We start from the raw sequence: 17,404 nt of genomic DNA, 5'->3' as shown, positions 1-17,404 counted from the left end.
ACGGCATCGCGCACCGGCTTGCCATGATCGACTCCGCATTTCGTGACGCCGCCCTCACCTCCAAGGCCTGGCCCTATGAGGAGGCGCGCAAGCTGCTGAAACGCTATCCGGACGGCAAGCCCGGCGGCGAACCGGTACTGTTCGAGACCGGCTACGGCCCCTCGGGCCTGCCGCATATCGGCACGTTCAACGAAGTGCTGCGCACGACGATGGTCCGCCGCGCGTTCGAGACGCTGTCGGACGCGCCCACCCGCCTGATCGCGTTCAGCGACGACATGGACGGCCTGCGCAAGGTGCCCGACAATGTCCCGAACAAGGAGATGCTCGCCCAGTATCTCGGCAAGCCGCTGACCAAGGTGCCCGACCCGTTCGAGAAATATGAGAGCTTCGCGCATCACAATAATGCGATGCTGCGCGAGTTCCTCGACCGGTTCGGCTTCGACTATGAGTTCGTCTCCTCGACCGACTATTATACCGGCGGCAATTTCGACGAGGCGCTCAAGCTCGTCCTGCGTTCCTATCAGGGCATCATGGATGTGATGCTGCCGACGCTGCGCGCCGAGCGCCAGGCGACCTATTCCCCGGTCCTGCCGATCAGCCCGAACTCGGGAATCGTGCTCCAGGTCCCGGTCGAGGTGCTCGATCCGGAAACCGGCATGATCGCCTTCATGGACGAGGGCGAGCGGATCGAGCAGACGATCCTGGGCGGCAAGGCCAAGCTGCAGTGGAAGGTCGACTGGGCGATGCGCTGGGTCGCATTGGGCGTCGACTATGAGATGGCAGGCAAGGACCTGATCGATTCGGTGATCCAGTCCGGCAAGATCGCGCGCGTGATGGGCGGCCGCCCGCCCGAGGGCTTCAACTATGAGATGTTCCTCGACGAGAAGGGCGAGAAGATCTCCAAGTCCAAGGGCAATGGCCTCAGTCTCGAACAGTGGCTGACCTATGGCCCGGACGAGAGCCTCGCTTTCTACATCTATCGCGAGCCGAAGAAGGCCAAGGCGCTGCATATGGGCGTGATCCCGCGCGCGGTGGACGATTACTGGCAGTTCCGCGGCAACTATCCGAACCAGCCGGTCGAGCAGAAGCTCGGCAACCCGGTCCACCATGTCCATAATGGCGATGTTCCGGGCGAGACTCTGCCGGTGACGTTCGGCCTGCTCCTCAACCTCGTCGGGGTGATGGGCGAGGCGAGCAAGGAGCAGGTCTGGGGCTATCTCGCCAACTACGTCCCCGATGCGACGCCCGAGAAGCATCCGGCGCTCGACGCGCTGATCGGCTATGCGCTGGCCTATGGCCGCGACTTCATCGCGCCGACGCTGAACCGCCGCGCGCCCATGGGCGTCGAGGTGGCGGCACTCAAGCGGCTCGACGCCGATCTCGCCGCACTGCCCGCCGATGCGAGCGCCGAGGATATCCAGAACATCGTCTATGAGATCGGCAAGACCGGTGACTTCGCCGAGCTGCGCGACTGGTTCAAGGCGCTGTACGAGACGCTGCTGGGCAGCTCGCAGGGGCCGCGCATGGGCAGCTTCATCGCGCTCTATGGCATCGAGAACAGCCGGAAGCTGATCGCCGAGGCACTGGCGAAAGCGGGCTGAGCGTTACTCGACGGCCGGCGCGAGCCAGCGCAGCCGGGCGGCATTGCCCGATCCGGTGCCGGTAACCGTGCTCGCACGGACACCGGCGGCGGTCAGCGCCTCGACCACCGCCGCCGCGCCCGGTCCCGACACGCCGATCGGCAGATTGAGCCGCTGTGCACCCCAGATCGCGGTCGCGAGCGCGTCGGGATCGGGCTTGCCGTCGCGCTGCGCGACGTCGGGCAATGCCGCGGCCGGCGGAGTCAATGTGATGGTCCAGTCCGATGCGCTCGCGGCGACCCGCGCCTCAAGCGTGCGATAGACGCCGATCCCGGCGCCGATCAGGGGTGCGGCAGTCACCACCGCGCGCTGGGCATCGCGGTCGATCAGCACCGCATCGGGTGCGACACCTGCGACCAGCGCAAGCTGCTCGGCGGTCCGCGCCGCCGCCGCATCCGCCGCCGCGACACGCTGGTTCTGCGCAGCGGAAACCTGCGCGGCCTCCGCCTGAGCGCCGGTGCCGACGCGCACCTGCTCGAGCGCCACGTCCACCTCGCGTCCGAACAGCTGTTCGAGCGTCGCCGCTGCACCCCGCCCGGCATCGGGGCGCAGCTGCCGGGTCAGCACCGTCGCACTCACCCGGAGCGGCTCGTGCGCATAGTCGAGTTCGAGCTGGGCCAGGCGCACCCCGCCCTCGAACTGGCTCGATATCACCTCGCGCGCCTGGCGCGAGGCGGTCGTCTCCCACGCGATCTGGCGCAGCGCCAGTCCGAGCGGGATCGCGAAGGCGATCAGTGCGGCGATCACCAGCACCGTCTGAAGCATCGTCTGCTTGGGCGAGAGCGCGGACCCGAAGCCGTAGAGGCGTGCGATCACCGCCGCCGAGATCGCGATGGTGATGAGGTTGGTGAGGAACAGCAGCAGCGCGCCGCCGAACACCGTGCCGTTCCAGGTGGCGAGGCCGAAGCCGACCACCGCGAGCGGCGGCATCAGCGCGGTGGCGATGGCGACGCCGACCACCGTGCCCTCGCGCCCGCGGATCATCGCATAGGCCCCGGCGAGGGCGGAGAAGAGCGCGACGAGCAGGTCGAACAGATTGGGCCGGGTGCGCGCGGCGATCTCCGACGTCACGTTCTGGAGCGGCGAGAGCAGCACCAGCAACGCGGTGAACCCCACCGCGATCACCGTGCCCAGCGCCAGCGCCATGCCCGATCGGCGGATCTCGTCCCCGTCGAAGGTGGCAAGGCCGAAGCCCAGGCCGATGATCGGCCCCATCAACGGCGAGATCAGCATCGCGCCGATCACCACCGCTGGCGACGAGAGCAGCAGGCCGAGCACCGCGATGCCCGCCGACATCAAGACCATGAAGACGTAGCGGCCATTCCACGCCGCTTCGCCGCGCACTTTTTCCAGCACCTCGGCATGATCGACCGAAGCGACGACGGTTCCCCGCCACCAGAGCGACAACGGGTTGCGGCGGGGGCGAGCGATGGTGGCCATGCGCGAAGGTTAGGGACTTTGCCGCCGTGGTTCCAGCCGTTAGGCAGGGGCTTTCACCAGAACGGGGAGCAACATGGCGAACACGACGAGGCGCACGGCTCCTTCGGCACTTCGCACCTTCATGAAGAGCGAGGCGGCAGGCGGTATCCTGCTGATCGCGGCGGCGGCACTGGCGATGCTGGTCGCCAATCTGCCGGGGCTGTCCGCGGACTATTTCCACCTGCTCCATTGGGAGACCGGACCGGTCATCAGCCCCAAATACGGGCCGATGACGGTGCATCTGTGGATCAACGACGCGCTGATGGCGGTGTTCTTCCTGCTCGTCGGCCTCGAGATCAAGCGCGAGTTCGTCGATGGCCAGCTCTCCAGCTGGGACGACCGGCGGCTGCCCGTCGTCGCGGCCGCGGCAGGCATGGTCGTACCCGCGCTGATCTATCTTGCCATCACCGGCGGCGGACCGCTCGCACCCGGCTGGGCGATCCCGGCCGCGACCGACATCGCTTTCGCGATCGGCGTGCTCGCGCTGCTGGGCAAGCGCGCGCCCGCCTCGCTCAAGCTGTTCCTCACCACGGTCGCGATCGTCGATGACATGGGCGCGGTCGCGATCATCGCGCTCGCCTATACCAAGAGCCTTGGCTCGCTCGCGCTGGCGGCCGGCGCGCTGGTGCTGGTGGTGATGCATGTGCTGAACCGCAGCGGGGTGACGAAGCTGTGGCCCTATCTGCTGCTCGGCGCGCTGCTCTGGTACTTCGTGTTCCTGTCCGGCGTGCATGCCACCGTCGCGGGCGTGCTGACCGCGATGATGATCCCGGTAAAGCCCTCGCCCGGTGCGCCCGACGCCGCGGATTCGCCGCTGCATATTCTGGAGCATGCGCTCGCGCCTTGGGTCGCGTTCGTCATCGTGCCGCTGTTCGGCTTTGCCAATGCGGGCGTGAGCCTGGCCGGCATGTCGCCCGCGATCCTGCTCGCGCCACTCCCGCTCGGTATCGCCGCCGGCCTGTTCATCGGCAAGCAGGCCGGCATTTTCGGCAGCGTGTGGATCGCCGCGAAGACCGGGTTCGCCTGCCCCCCGGGCCGCGCCACCTGGACCCAGATCTATGGTGTCGCGATGCTGTGCGGGATCGGCTTCACCATGAGCCTGTTCATCGGTGGCCTTGCCTTCCCCGACAGCCCCGAACTGATCGACGAGGTGAAGATCGGCGTGCTCGCCGGATCGATCCTGTCGGCTGTAGCCGGCTTCCTCGTGCTGCGTTTCGCGCGGCCGTGGCAGGACGCCCGGGGCGACGATGCTGATCGCAAAGATTCTTCGGAACCAAATGGCGAAAGCGACGTTCTTACCTAGCTTGATCGATGAGAAAGAGCATGTTGACGACCCAGACCCACGCGGAATGGATCGTCCAGGGAGGCCCGCCGCGAAAGCGACGGGCCTTACCTGTTTCTAGCGCCTAGATGCCAAGCCATTCGAGCTGTCCCGGCAATTCGTCCCGCGAGTAATCGGCCTGCAGCACGCGCCGATGCAGATGATGCCCCGCCGCCGAGGCATGCAGAATCGGCGTCGCATAGAGCCAGATATCGCCGCGATCCGCGAGGCAGGTGGCGACACCGCAAGCCGCAACTGCTGCCTCGATCCGATCCTCGGCGATCCGCCCCAGCCTGTGCGATCCGGGCGCCACAAGGAGAGGCGCATTGTCCTCGGGCACATCGTCGATGTGAATCCGAACCGTCACCATGCGTTCGATCAGGCCGAATGGCGGCTCGACATGCTGAAGCCCCCGCTTCGTCGACCACGGGCCGAAGTCCGGTGTGTCGATCCGCTGACGGACCGCGATCGTCCGATCCTGATGCCATGCCAGCGACCAGTTGGTTCCCGGCGATTTATCGAACAGGATCGCCCGCACAGGACGTGCGTTTGGCCCCAGCACCCCGGCTGCGACCGATGCAATCGTCGAACCCGGATCGAGCAGGCCCGCGAGGCCGGCGGTACCGCGCAAGCGCAGGCCCGCCTGTCCGGCCGGCAAGGCATCGACCAGGCGATCAAGATCCGGAAGCACGGAAAGGGCGGCCGCCCGAAGGCGAACCGCCCCATCCTGTTCAAAGGCTAGCGGACCGTGAACGACCCGCGCCCGCTCAGAGCTTCTCGGTCAGCTCCGGAACGATCTTGAACAGATCGCCCACGAGGCCGAGGTCCGCGACCTGGAAGATCGGGGCGTCCTCATCCTTGTTGATGGCGATGATGGTCTTCGAATCCTTCATGCCGGCAAGGTGCTGGATCGCGCCCGAAATGCCGATCGCGACATAGACTTCCGGTGCGACGATCTTGCCGGTCTGGCCGACCTGATAGTCGTTGGGGGCATAGCCCGCATCGACCGCAGCGCGGCTCGCGCCGACCGCGGCGCCGAGCTTGTCGGCGAGCGGATCGATCAGGCCATGGAACTGCTCGGACGAGCCGAGCGCGCGGCCGCCCGAGACGATCACCTTGGCGCTGGTCAGCTCCGGGCGCTCCGACTTGGCGATTTCGGCGCCGACGAAGCTGGAGAGACCCGAATCGCCCTTGCCCGATACGGCTTCCACCGAGGCACTGCCGCCTTCCGCCGCGGCCTTTTCGAACGCGGTGCCGCGCACGGTAAGGACCTTCTTGGCGTCCGCCGACTTGACCGTGGCGATCGCGTTGCCGGCATAGATCGGGCGGGTGAAGGTGTCGGCGCTCTCGACCGAGAGCACTTCGCTGATCTGCATGACATCGAGCAGCGCGGCGACGCGCGGCGCGATGTTCTTGCCGGTGGTGGTGGCGGGCGCGACGAAAGCGTCGTAGCCGGCCATCAGCTCCGCGACGAGCGGCGCGACATTCTCGGCCAATGCGTGGCCATAGGCGGCGTCATCCGCCAGCAGCACCTTCGACACGCCGGCGATCTTCGCCGCGGCATCGGCCACGCCCTGCGCGCCCTGCCCCGCGACCAGCGCGACGACATCACCCAGCTTGCCCGCGGCAGTCACCGCAGAGAGCGTCGCGTCCTTGACCGACGCATTGTCGTGTTCGACCCAGACCAGCACGCTCATTTCGCAACTCCCAGCGCCTTCAGCTTGGCGACAAGTTCATCCACATCCGCAACCTTGACGCCCGCCTGGCGCTTGGCCGGCTCGGCAACGCTCACCACGGTAAGGCGCGGCGCGACATCGACCCCGAAATCAGCAGGCGTCTTCTGATCAAGCGGCTTGCTCTTGGCCTTCATGATGTTGGGCAGCGAGGCGTAACGCGGCTCGTTGAGGCGAAGATCGGTGGTGACGATCGCGGGAAGCTTGAGCTTCACCGTCTCAAGGCCGCCATCGACTTCGCGCGTAACATCGACACTGTCGCCCGCAACCTCTACCTTCGACGCGAAAGTGCCCTGGGCCCAGCCGAGCAGCGCGCCCAGCATCTGGCCGGTCTGGTTATTGTCGTCGTCGATCGCCTGCTTGCCCAGAATGATCAGGCCGGGGGCCTCGTCGGCGGCAACCTTGGCAAGGAGCTTGGCGACGCCGAGCGGCTCGACCGGGCCGTCGGACTGGATCAGGATCGCCCGGTCGGCGCCCATCGCGAGCGCGGTCCGCAGCGTTTCCTGCGCCTTGGCCTCGCCGATCGAGACCACGACGATCTCGGTCGCCGCGCCCTTTTCCTTGAGGCGGATCGCCTCTTCGACGGCGATCTCGTCGAACGGGTTCATGCTCATCTTGACGTTGGCGAGGTCGACCCCCGTCCCGTCGGCCTTCACCCGAGGCTTCACATTATAGTCAAGCACGCGCTTGACCGGCACCAAGACTTTCATCGCATTCCTTCCCAACGCATCAGGACCAAATTCCACAGAGAAGAACCGGCTCGCACCGCCCATGTTCCCCGGCTTCTAACGACCGGAGGCCCGTGGGGGCGACGACAAAAACTTGACCGCCACGGCCTTGCCCTTCTCCTTGGCAACCCTCGGCGGCCGCTATCACATTTTCGTTGCCCGCTTGGCCAGCATTTTCCGCGCGGGCGCAACCCGAAATTGCTGTTTTGCCGCATCGGGTCTGCGGCATTCTTGTAGTGATTCTCTATTTTTCGCAAGTACGGTATGGAAGCCTCCGCCTGTCGTAGCGACGGTTCACTCGTCATTCATTGCCAATCCGCAACGAAGGGATCAGGATCAGGGAGGAACATATGAGACGCCGCCGCATTGCGTTCATTCGCCGCGCGATGGTGATGGCGGCTCCGACCTTCATCACGACGTGCATGGGTCAGACACCTGCCCCAGAGCCGGCGCGGACCCCGCCGCCCGCCTCGGAAGCATCCGAGACACAACGCCCGGTCGGCGGAATAGCCCTGAAGAACCGTCGAAATCCGCCGCCCCAAGGCGCAAGCGGCGCAGATGTATCGCAGCTGCGGGGCGTTGCAGATCCTCGCCAAGCCGGCGCGAGATAGGCCAAGCCCGGACACCACCCAGCAAAAAGGGGCGCGCCGGCCGGCCCGCCCCTCTTGCTTCTGGCTCGGCAAGCGGCCTCAGGCGGCCTGCTTGACCTCCGCGACGATCTTGCGTGCGGCATCGCCCAGATCGTTGGCCGGAACGATCGCAAGGCCCGAATTGGCGAGGATGGCCTTGCCTTCCTCGACATTGGTGCCTTCGAGGCGGACGACGAGCGGAACCGAGAGGTTCACTTCCCTGGCCGCGGCGACGATGCCCTCGGCGATGATGTCGCACTTCATGATCCCGCCGAAGATGTTGACGAGGATGCCCTTCACCGCGGGGTCGGCGAGGATGATCTTGAACGCCGCGGTGACCTTCTCCTTCGAGGCGCCGCCGCCGACGTCGAGGAAGTTTGCCGGGAACATGCCGTTGAGCTTGATGATGTCCATCGTCGCCATGGCGAGCCCGGCACCATTGACCATGCAGCCGATGTCGCCGTCGAGCTTGATATAGGCGAGGTCGTACTTCGACGCCTCGAGCTCCATCGGATCCTCTTCGGTGGTGTCACGCAGTTCCATCAGGTCCTTGTGGCGGAACATGGCGTTGCCGTCGAAGCCGACCTTGGCGTCGAGAACGAGGAGGTTGCCCTGCTCGGTCAGCGCGAGCGGATTGACCTCGATCTGCTCGGCATCGGTGGCGAGGAAGGCCGCGTAAAGCGAGGAGGCGACCTTGGCCGCCTGCTTGGCGAGATCGCCGGTCAGGCCCAGCGCGGCAGCGACGGCGCGGCCGTGATGCGGCATGAAGCCGGTGGCGGGATCGACCGCGAAGCTGTGGATTTTCTCGGGCGTCGAATGCGCGACTTCCTCGATATCCATGCCGCCTTCGGTCGAGACGACGAAGGCGATGCGGCTGGTCGTGCGATCGACGAGGAGCGCGAGGTAGAATTCCTTGGCGATGTCGGCGCCGTCGGTGACGTAGAGGCGGTTGACCTGCTTGCCGGCCTCACCCGTCTGGATCGTCACCAGCGTGTTGCCGAGCATGTCGGTGGCGTGCGCGCGGACCTCGTCAAGCGAGAAGGCGAGGCGAACACCGCCCTTCGCATCAGGGCCGAGTTCCTTGAACTTGCCCTTGCCGCGGCCGCCGGCATGGATCTGCGACTTCACGACGAACAGCGGCCCGGGCAGCTTCTTCGCGGCTTCGACCGCCTCTTCGACGGTGAAGGCGGCGTGGCCGGCGGCGATCGGCGCGCCGAACTTCGCCAGCAGTTCCTTGGCCTGATATTCGTGGATGTTCATGGGGCAGATCCCTTGCGTTGCAGCAAAATCCGCCCGCCTTAAGCACAGCGGCCTGCGGGAATCAAATACGCATTGTATGATATTGCGACGTAATTGCAATAAAAAGCCGGACGACCCGATGTTGCTGCCAAAAGCCTTGTATTTCGTAGCCTGTTAGCCTCGTCCGTATCCCGTGGCGCAAAGCGCCGCAGAGCTGGTCGCTACCGCAACGATCTCCGGGTCGCCAAGCGAGCGGATACGATGCAGGAACCGATCCACCGACTCGGCCTCGCGCGCCTTGGGCAGATCGGCGATGCGCATCAGCTGTGTCAGCGAGAGCCGATCGACCATCCGCTCGGCCATGCACGCCGAAAGCGGGCGCGACAGGCCGGCATTGACCAGGCCCGTGCGCAGCCGCGCCTCCGGCACCGCGCAGCCGGAAAGGGACAAGACGATCAGGAGAAGAGGTGCGCTTCGCATGGCGCAGCGCTATATCGCCCACCATGAGTCCCGCAATCGGCATCCTGCTGTTTCTCGGCACCATCGCGCTGATGGAGGGCGTCGCCTATGCCGCCCACCGTTGGGTGATGCACGGGCCGGGCTGGTTCCTGCACAAAAGCCATCACGAACCCAGTACCGGCATGTTCGAACTCAACGATCTCTATGCCGTGATCTTCGCCATCCCCTCGATCGGCCTGCTCTATGCCGGGGTACAGCTCAACTGGTGGCCTGGCCTTACCTGGATCGGTGGCGGGATCGCCGCCTATGGCGCAATCTATCTCGGCTTCCATGACGTCATCGTTCATCGCCGAATCGACCACCGCTATGTGCCGCGCTCGCGCTATATGAAGCGTATCGTTCAGGCCCACCGGCTGCACCACGCGGTCGAGAGCAAGGACGGCACGGTCAGCTTCGGCTTCCTCTGGGCGCCCGCGCCGGAGAAGCTCAAGGCCGAGCTGAACGCGCGCGGCAATGCCGGGGTGCGCGTGCCGGCCGCACGCTCCTGATCGCCGACCCGCTCTTCTACGCGCTGGCGATTCCCGCCGTCGCGCTGCTCGGCCTTTCCAAGGGTGGGTTCGCCGGCGCGGGCGCGCTGTCGCTGCCGATGATCGCCTTTGCCACCGATCCGGTTCAGGCCGCCGCGATCCTGCTTCCATTGCTGATCGCGCAGGACGTGGTGGGCGTCTGGGCGTTCCGGCGGCACATCGACGGGTTCGTGCTGGGGTGGACACTGGCGGGCGCGGTGGTCGGGATCGCGTTGGGCTATTGGTACGCCGCCAGCGTTTCGGCAGACGCCGTGCTGGCGATGGTCGGCGGCATCTCGATGCTGTTCGGCGCGTATCGCCTGTGGCGCGACCGGCTCGGCGCCGCCGCAGCCTCGACCTCGCCCGGCTGGGTCGGGTCGCTGTTCGGAATCGCCTCGGGCTTCACCAGTCAGATCGCCCATGCAGGACAACCGCCCTGGCAGCTCTGGGTGCTGCCGCGCCGCCTGCCGCGCGACATGCTGGTGGGAACGACCGCGATCTATTTCGCGCTGGTCAACTGGATCAAGGTGCCCGCCTATCTCGCGCTCGGCCAGTTCACGCGGGAGAATCTGCTGACCTCCGTGACCCTGCTGCCGGTCGCAATCGCATCGACTTTCGCGGGCGTATGGCTGGTGCGGCGGGTTTCGCCCGACCGCTTCTACACCGCGATCTACTGGCTGATGATTGCGGTGGGCGCGGTGCTGGTGTGGAAGGCGCTGGGATGAAGGGAGCCGGCGCTCATCGCGCCTCTACCCTCACCCAGGACCGTTTCAGGCACTTCTCCCCAGCCAGCTGAGCGCGGGCGGCACGGTGGATGCTGAAACAAGTTCAGTACGACGGAGCGCTAGAAAGACCGCGTTCGGCTCAGTCGAACAGGCTGGAGACCGAGCTTTCGTCGGCAATGCGGCGGATCGCTTCGGCGATCAGCGGGGCGATGGTAAGGTGGCGGATGCGCTGCGCTTCGCCGACGATTGCATGGTTGCCGATCGAATCGGTGATCACGAGCTCGCTGAGCTCCGACCCATCGACGCGCGCGACCGCGCCACCCGAAAGCACGCCATGGGTGCAATAGGCGACCACGCCCTCGGCGCCGGCCGCCTTGAGTGCCGCGGCGGCATTGCACAGCGTACCCGCCGAATCGACGATATCGTCGATCAGGATGCAGAAGCGGCCTTCGACGTCGCCGATGATGTTCATCACCTCGGATTCGCCGGCCTTTTCGCGGCGCTTGTCGACGATCGCCAGCGGCGCGTTCTCCAGCCGTTTGGCGAGCGCACGCGCGCGCACCACGCCGCCGACGTCAGGCGAGACGACCATCAGATTCTTGTCCGAGAAGCGCGCCTTGATGTCCTCGCTCATCACCGGTGCGGCGAAGAGGTTGTCGGTCGGGATGTCGAAAAAGCCCTGGATCTGACCGGCGTGAAGGTCGACCGAGAGGACGCGGTTGGCGCCCGCGGTGGTGATGAGGTTGGCGACCAGCTTGGCCGAGATCGGCGTACGCGGGCCGGGCTTCCGGTCCTGACGGGCATAGCCGAAATAGGGGAGCACCGCGGTGATACGCTTGGCCGATGCGCGGCGCAGCGCATCGATCATGATCAACAGCTCCATGAGATTGTCGTTCGCAGGGTAAGCGGTCGACTGGAGCACGAACACGTCCTCGCCGCGGACGTTCTCGAGAATTTCGACGAAAATCTCCTCGTCGGCGAAGCGGCGGACATTCGCCTGCGTCAGCGGAATCTCGAGATAGGAGGCGATCGCCTGGGCGAGCGGCAGGTTCGAATTGCCGGCCATCAGTTTCATGTGTCTCGCTCCCCAGCGAAGTTTGTCCTCAAACCTCCCCATTAGGAGGGGATCGTCATCGGGGAAAGGGCCGATTCGCCTATCCGTTCACCGCAGAGTAGAATGAAATTCACGACAGTGTTGCTGTCCCATCTCGACTCGGGCAGTGAAAGAATATAACGAGGCCTTGAAATCATATTCCGCGCGCCGAACGGCGACCCGGAGGCCTTCTAACGCTGGAGAGAGCATGACCGTGGACGCCAAGCGCGCCAATCTGCCGCCGCTCAGCCTGCATGTGCCCGAGCCGAAATTCCGGCCGGGCGATGCGGTCGATTTCACCGAGGTCGCGGTGCCGCCCGCCGGCGCACAGTCCCGGCCCGACACTGCCGCCGACCCTTCCAGCTTCCATGAGCTCGCTTACACGCTGGTCCGCGTCCTCGACGACAACGGCCAGGCGGTCGGCCCGTGGAATCCCAAGCTCGACCCCGATACGCTGCGCAAAATGCTCCATGACATGGCGCTGGTGCGTGCGTTCGACGAACGCATGTTCCGGGCGCAGCGTCAGGGCAAGACCAGCTTCTACATGAAGTGCACCGGCGAGGAAGCGGTGGCGATCGCGGCAGCGCACGCGCTGGCCAGCGACGACATGTGCTTCCCGAGCTATCGCCAGCAGGGCCTGCTGATCGCGCGCGGCTACAGCCTCGTGCAGATGATGAACCAGATCTACTCCAACAAGGGCGACGATCTGGCGGGCAAGCAGCTGCCGATCATGTACTCGTCGAAGGAGAAGGGCTTCTTCTCGATCTCGGGCAACCTCACCACTCAATATCCGCAGGCGGTGGGCTGGGCGATGGCGAGCGCCGCCAAGGGCGACACGCGCATCGCCGCGACCTGGTGCGGCGAGGGTTCGACCGCGGAGGGCGACTTCCACTCGGCGCTGACCTTCGCCACCGTGTATAAGGCACCGGTCATCCTCAACGTCGTCAACAATCAATGGGCGATCTCGAGCTTCTCGGGCTTTGCCGGTGCGGAGGCGACGACGTTTGCCGCGCGCGCGTTGGGTTATGGCATCGCCGGGCTGCGGGTGGACGGCAACGACGCGCTCGCGGTCTATGCCGCGACCTTGTGGGCGGCCGAGCGCGCGCGGACCAACCAGGGCCCGACGCTGATCGAGCATTTCACCTATCGCACCGAAGGCCATTCGACCTCCGACGATCCCACCCAGTATCGCAGCGCGGGCGAGCCGACCGCCTGGCCGCTCGGCGATCCGATCGCACGCCTCAAGGCGCATCTGATCGCGATCGGTGAATGGGACGAGGAACGCCATGTCGAGATGGACCGGGAGCTCGCCGAGCAGGTGAAGGTGGCGCAGAAGGAAGCCGAGAAGAACGGCATCCTCGGCCATGGCCTGCACCAGCCGCTCGATTCGCTGTTCGACGGCGTGTTCGAGGAGATGCCCTGGCACCTGCGCGAGCAGCGCCAGATGATGCTCGATGAGGAAGAGGCTTCGGGCCGTCCCTGGGCGCGCAAGCAATGAGCGAGGCAATCGTGAGCGAAACCGCCACCGGCGAAGCGGGTGCCGGCACCCGCATGAACATGATCCAGGCGATCAATTCCGCACTCGACGTGATGATGGCGCGCGATCCCGACGTCATCGTGATGGGCGAGGATGTCGGCTATTTCGGCGGCGTGTTCCGCGCCACCGCGGGGCTGCAGGCGAAGCATGGCAAGACACGGGTGTTCGACACCCCGATCACCGAATGCGGCATTGTCGGCGTCGCCATCGGCATGGGTGCGTACGGCTTGCGCCCGGTGCCGGAGATCCAGTTCGCGGATTATATCTATCCCGCGCTCGACCAGCTCGTCTCCGAAGCGGCGCGGCTGCGCTACCGTTCCGGCGGACAGTTCACCGCGCCGCTGACGATCCGCTCGCCCTATGGCGGCGGCATCTTCGGCGGGCAGACGCACTCGCAGTCGCCCGAGGGGATCTTCACCCATGTCTCGGGCGTCAAGACGGTGATCCCGTCGACTCCGTACGACGCCAAGGGCCTGCTGATCGCGTCGATCGAGGACAATGACCCGGTCATCTTCTTCGAGCCCAAGCGCATCTACAACGGCCCGTTCAACGGCCATTGGGATCGCCCGGCCGAGAATTGGTCGAAGCATCCGGGCGGCGAGGTGCCCGAGGGCTATTACCGCGTCGAGCTGGGCAAGGCCGCGATCGTCCGTCCGGGTGAGGCGCTGACCGTGCTCGCCTACGGCACGATGGTGCATGTGGTGAAGGCGACGGTCGAGGAGATGGGCATCGACGCCGAGATCATCGACCTGCGCACGCTCGTCCCGCTCGACATCGAGACGATCGAGGAATCGGTGAGGAAAACCGGCCGCTGCATGGTCGTGCACGAAGCGACGCGCACCAGCGGCTTCGGCGCCGAGCTTGCGAGCCTGGTGCAGGAGCGTTGCTTCTATCACCTCGAAGCGCCGGTCGAACGCGTCACCGGCTTCGACACGCCCTATCCGCACAGCCTCGAATGGGCATATTTCCCCGGGCCGGTCCGTATCGGACAAGCGCTCAAGAAGATCCTGAAGGACTGACCCGCATGGCACGCTTCACGTTTCGTCTGCCGGATATCGGCGAAGGCATCGCCGAGGCCGAAATCGTCGCCTGGCACGTCAAGGTTGGCGATCGAGTCGAGGAGGACCAGCAGGTCGCCGACATGATGACCGACAAGGCGACGGTCGAAATGGAATCGCCCGTCTCCGGCATCGTGGTCGAGCTGGCCGGCGAAGTCGGCGACCAGGTCGCGATCGGCGCCGCGCTGATCGTGGTCGAGACCGACGGCGATGCCGCCGAATCCCCCGAGGCAGCCCCGGCTCTCGAAGCAGTCGAGGCGCCGCCCGCGCCACCCGCGGTCGAGCCGCCTGTGGCGCCCGAAGCGCCCGTCGCGCCTCCCGCGCCTCCCGCGCCTCCACCCGCTCCCGCGCCGGAGCCGGTGGCTGCAGCCCCCGCCGCACCGCACCGCGACATCCTCGCCTCGCCTGCGGTGCGCCAGCGCGCCAAGGATCTCGGCATCGACCTCAGCCAGGTGAAGGCGGCCGAGGGCGACCGCATCCGTCACGCCGATCTCGACGCATTCCTGCGCTATGGCTCGGCCCAGGGCTATCACGCCCCGCACGCCAGCCGTGCGCGGGAGGATGTGCCGGTCAAGGTCATCGGCATGCGCCGCAAGATCGCGGAGAACATGGCCGCGTCAAAGCGCGCCATCCCGCACTTCACCTATGTCGACGAGATCGACGTGACCGCGCTCGAAGAGATGCGCGCGGACCTCAACGCCAATCGCGGCGCGCGGCCCAAGCTCACCATGCTCCCGTTCGTGATCGCCGCGATCTGCCGCACCTTGCCCGACTTCCCGATGCTCAACGCGCGCTATGATGACGAGGCGGGCGTGGTGACGCGGCACGGCCGGGTGCACATGGGCATGGCAACACAGACCGATGCGGGCCTGATGGTCCCGGTGATCCGCGACGCACAGGACCTGAACGTCTGGCAGCTCGCGGCCGAGATCACCCGCCTCGCCGAAGCCGCGCGCACCGGCAAGGCGAAGGTCGAGGAGCTCAGCGGCTCGACCATCACCATCACCTCGCTCGGCCCGCTCGGCGGCATCGCGACCACCCCGGTGATCAACAAGCCGGAAGTCGCGATCATCGGTCCCAACAAGATCGTCGAACGCCCGGTCTTCGTCGGCGACGATATCGTCCGCGCCAAGCTGATGAACCTGTCGATCAGTTGCGACCATCGCGTCGTCGATGGCTGGGATGCTGCCAGCTATGTGCAGGCGCTGCGCAAGCTGCTCGAGACGCCGGTCCTGCTCTTCGCCGACTGACCCGAACGGATCAGCGCATCAGCACCTCGCGAACCTGTTCGCGGCCCTTGATGCGCTGATCCGCTGCGGCGCGCTGAAGCCGTTCGGCCTCGCCGGCGGCGGCCAGCAGCCGCTTGGTCGTCTCGCCGAATCGCGCGCGATCGCCGCCGTTCGCAAAGCCGAAATAGCCCGCCGCATTGTGCCAGCTGCGCCGTGCGAGCAGCTCGCACTGCGCGCGGCTGGCGCGGATGATCTCGATCCGGTTTGCCAGCATCGCCTCCTCGTCCCCCGCAGTGACGATGGCCCGCGCGCCGGGCTTGGCGTCGGCGGGCAGGCCTGAGCGGTCGACCGCCTCTGCGGCCCGCGACCGCCGGTCGCGCGCGCGCCGGCTCTGGTCCCGCGCCACCGTCTCGAGACCGGAGATCGACGCGCAATCCGCCAGGATCTGCGGCGATTGCTGGAGCAGATAGGGGCTGCTGAGCACGCCCAGGTTGAACTTGCCCATCGCGTCGGCATAGGCGCGCAGATCGGCCGCGTCCTCGCGGATTGCGGCGAGGTAGGCGGCCGACGCGCTTCCCCGATCAGCGGCGGCGCCGGGGACGCTCGGCTTGCCGTCGGCGGCGATATCGACCTCCGCGAAGGTCCGCGCATCGATCGACGCCCGCGCGACATGGATGCGGCCTGCGCCCAGCCCCGCCAGCGCCCCGGTGACGGGCAGTGCGATCAGCGCGCCCATCACGACCAGCCATTGCCGCGTCCGGCTTCCCGCCAGCAGGACAAGCAGCCACAGCGCCAGTCCGGCACCCGCACCGGCGAGCACCATGGTCCAGAAATCGAGGCGCGGCAGCAGCGTCGGGGCAAAGGCGGCGCCAAGGATCAGCGCGAGGCAACCCAGCAGCGCCAGCAGCAGCGGCCATCCGAACAGCGCGCTGCGACGCGCGCCCTCGTCCTCCAACTCCTCGCTCATCCTTCCCCCCTCAAAGCCCGTCAGAAAGGTAGCAGGCGACACATGGGCCGGCGAGACGCTATTCGGGGCGTGCGCGCGCCTGCGGATAGGTGCCCAGCACGCGCATGGACTTGGTGTGGAAGCGAAGCTCGTCGAGCGCGCGATCGACCGCCGGATCGCCCGGGCGGCCGACGATGTCGCAATAGAATTCGGTCGCCGCGAAGCTGCCGCCGCGCTGGTAGCTTTCCAGCTTGGTCATGTTGACCCCGTTGGTCGCAAACCCGCCCAGCGCTTTGTAGAGTGCGGCGGGCACGTTCTTCACTTCGAAGACGAAGGTCGTCATGAACATGCCATGATCGCGCAGCGGCGGCGCGGATCGTGCCAGCACGACGAAGCGGGTCATGTTGTGATCGGCGTCGGCGACATCGTTCTCGAAGATCGTAAGACCATAGAGCGGCGCAGCACCGGGTGGCGCCAGCGCGGCGACCGTTGGATCGTTCTCCTCGGCCACCACCGCCGCGGCGCCCGCGGTATCGGGATAGGACAGCGGCGCGATATCCTGCGCCTTGAGCCAGAGACGGCACTGGCCCAGCGCCTGGGGATGACTCATCGCCTGGCGAATCCCTGCACGCTCGCCGATGCCCATCAGGGCATATCGGATCGGCAGGAAATGCTCGCCGATGATGGTGAGGCCGGATTCGGGCAGCAGGAAATGGATGTCGGCAACGCGGCCGTGCAGCGAATTCTCGATCGGAATCATCGCGCAATCGGCTTTGCCGTCGCGCACCGCATCGATTGCATCCTCGAAGCTGAAGCAGGGGAGCGGCAATCCCGTGGGAAAGGCTTCAAGTACGGCCATATGCGAGTTGGCGCCTGGCGCACCCTGAAACGCGACCGCGCGCCTGGGCTCGGCAAGTGCGGCTTGCGTCATGCGTTCGACGATCGGGCGTGCGGGCGCAGCGAAATTTTCCATTGGCGGGCGCGATTAGCCGTCTGCGAAATGCGGAGCAAGCCCGGGTTGC

General features: G+C 66.3%; 16 protein-coding genes. 7 read left to right on the top strand and 9 right to left on the bottom strand.

The window, feature by feature from the left end; all coding sequences use genetic code 11:
• The first annotated feature begins 23 nt into the window (after positions 1-23).
• The gene (locus tag BDW16_RS11260; protein ID WP_066572775.1) at positions 24-1,601 is read left to right on the top strand and encodes a lysine--tRNA ligase; all 1,578 of its coding nucleotides are present in this window, start codon (positions 24-26) and stop codon (positions 1,599-1,601) included.
• A 3-nt stretch (positions 1,602-1,604) separates the two neighbouring features.
• Here the strand turns inward: BDW16_RS11260 and BDW16_RS11255 are convergent, their stop codons facing one another.
• Positions 1,605-3,080 (bottom strand): DUF389 domain-containing protein, encoded by a 1,476-nt coding sequence (locus BDW16_RS11255; protein ID WP_066572777.1) that lies wholly within the window; start codon positions 3,078-3,080, stop codon positions 1,605-1,607.
• Between the two features lie 73 nt (positions 3,081-3,153).
• On the opposite strand from BDW16_RS11255, the gene nhaA reads away from it, so the two are divergent.
• Positions 3,154-4,422 (top strand): Na+/H+ antiporter NhaA, encoded by a 1,269-nt coding sequence (nhaA, locus tag BDW16_RS11250; protein ID WP_066572780.1) that lies wholly within the window; start codon positions 3,154-3,156, stop codon positions 4,420-4,422.
• A gap of 103 nt (positions 4,423-4,525) precedes the next feature.
• Here the strand turns inward: nhaA and BDW16_RS11245 are convergent, their stop codons facing one another.
• The 5 genes from BDW16_RS11245 to BDW16_RS11225 form a co-directional block, all read right to left on the bottom strand.
• A complete protein-coding gene (locus tag BDW16_RS11245; protein ID WP_066572784.1) occupies positions 4,526-5,131 on the bottom strand; it encodes a phytanoyl-CoA dioxygenase family protein in 606 nt (201 codons plus the stop codon).
• A gap of 76 nt (positions 5,132-5,207) precedes the next feature.
• Positions 5,208-6,137 (bottom strand): electron transfer flavoprotein subunit alpha/FixB family protein, encoded by a 930-nt coding sequence (locus tag BDW16_RS11240; RefSeq protein ID WP_066572787.1) that lies wholly within the window; start codon positions 6,135-6,137, stop codon positions 5,208-5,210.
• On the bottom strand, positions 6,134-6,883 hold the full coding sequence (locus tag BDW16_RS11235; protein WP_075150749.1) for an electron transfer flavoprotein subunit beta/FixA family protein: 750 nt from the start codon (positions 6,881-6,883) through the stop codon (positions 6,134-6,136). Before BDW16_RS11235 ends, BDW16_RS11240 begins: the two co-directional genes overlap by 4 nt.
• A gap of 707 nt (positions 6,884-7,590) precedes the next feature.
• Positions 7,591-8,790 carry an ADP-forming succinate--CoA ligase subunit beta gene (gene sucC, locus BDW16_RS11230; protein ID WP_066578331.1) on the bottom strand — a complete coding sequence of 400 codons (1,200 nt, stop codon included), beginning with the start codon at positions 8,788-8,790 and terminating at the stop codon, positions 7,591-7,593.
• A gap of 153 nt (positions 8,791-8,943) precedes the next feature.
• A complete protein-coding gene (locus tag BDW16_RS11225; protein WP_066578325.1) occupies positions 8,944-9,249 on the bottom strand; it encodes a hypothetical protein in 306 nt (101 codons plus the stop codon).
• Positions 9,250-9,272: 23 nt separating this feature from the next.
• Here BDW16_RS11225 and BDW16_RS11220 point away from each other — a divergent pair, with 23 nt between their 5' ends.
• Both BDW16_RS11220 and BDW16_RS11215 read left to right on the top strand, forming a co-directional pair.
• Complete coding sequence (locus BDW16_RS11220; protein ID WP_066578322.1) at positions 9,273-9,776, top strand: sterol desaturase family protein; 504 nt, start codon at positions 9,273-9,275, stop codon at positions 9,774-9,776.
• Positions 9,773-10,519, top strand: a complete 747-nt coding sequence (locus tag BDW16_RS11215) for a sulfite exporter TauE/SafE family protein (protein WP_066578319.1) — start codon at positions 9,773-9,775, stop codon at positions 10,517-10,519. Before BDW16_RS11220 ends, BDW16_RS11215 begins: the two co-directional genes overlap by 4 nt.
• 139 nt (positions 10,520-10,658) lie before the next feature.
• Here BDW16_RS11215 and BDW16_RS11210 read toward each other — a convergent pair whose 3' ends face one another.
• Entirely contained in the window at positions 10,659-11,594 is a 936-nt protein-coding gene (locus BDW16_RS11210) for a ribose-phosphate pyrophosphokinase (protein WP_066578317.1), read from the bottom strand.
• Positions 11,595-11,820: 226 nt separating this feature from the next.
• Here BDW16_RS11210 and BDW16_RS11205 point away from each other — a divergent pair, with 226 nt between their 5' ends.
• The 3 genes from BDW16_RS11205 to BDW16_RS11195 are packed head-to-tail and all read left to right on the top strand — an operon-like array spanning position 11,821 to position 15,457.
• A complete protein-coding gene (locus BDW16_RS11205; protein WP_066578315.1) occupies positions 11,821-13,110 on the top strand; it encodes a 3-methyl-2-oxobutanoate dehydrogenase (2-methylpropanoyl-transferring) subunit alpha in 1,290 nt (429 codons plus the stop codon).
• A 53-nt stretch (positions 13,111-13,163) separates the two neighbouring features.
• On the top strand, positions 13,164-14,168 hold the full coding sequence (locus BDW16_RS11200) for an alpha-ketoacid dehydrogenase subunit beta (RefSeq protein ID WP_066578395.1): 1,005 nt from the start codon (positions 13,164-13,166) through the stop codon (positions 14,166-14,168).
• Between the two features lie 5 nt (positions 14,169-14,173).
• Entirely contained in the window at positions 14,174-15,457 is a 1,284-nt protein-coding gene (locus BDW16_RS11195; protein WP_066578313.1) for a dihydrolipoamide acetyltransferase family protein, read from the top strand.
• Positions 15,458-15,467: 10 nt separating this feature from the next.
• Here BDW16_RS11195 and BDW16_RS11190 read toward each other — a convergent pair whose 3' ends face one another.
• Both BDW16_RS11190 and BDW16_RS11185 read right to left on the bottom strand, forming a co-directional pair.
• Entirely contained in the window at positions 15,468-16,403 is a 936-nt protein-coding gene (locus tag BDW16_RS11190) for a hypothetical protein (RefSeq protein ID WP_066578308.1), read from the bottom strand.
• Between the two features lie 58 nt (positions 16,404-16,461).
• On the bottom strand, positions 16,462-17,355 hold the full coding sequence (locus BDW16_RS11185; RefSeq protein ID WP_066578301.1) for a prephenate dehydratase: 894 nt from the start codon (positions 17,353-17,355) through the stop codon (positions 16,462-16,464).
• Between the last annotated feature and the right edge of the window lie 49 nt (positions 17,356-17,404).

This window comes from Sphingomonas koreensis, assembly GCF_002797435.1.
In the GTDB taxonomy this organism is placed as follows: Bacteria; Pseudomonadota; Alphaproteobacteria; order Sphingomonadales; family Sphingomonadaceae; genus Sphingomonas; species Sphingomonas koreensis.
Note: the sequence above shows the minus strand (reverse complement) of the source record. Positions and strands in the feature narration are given on the sequence as shown.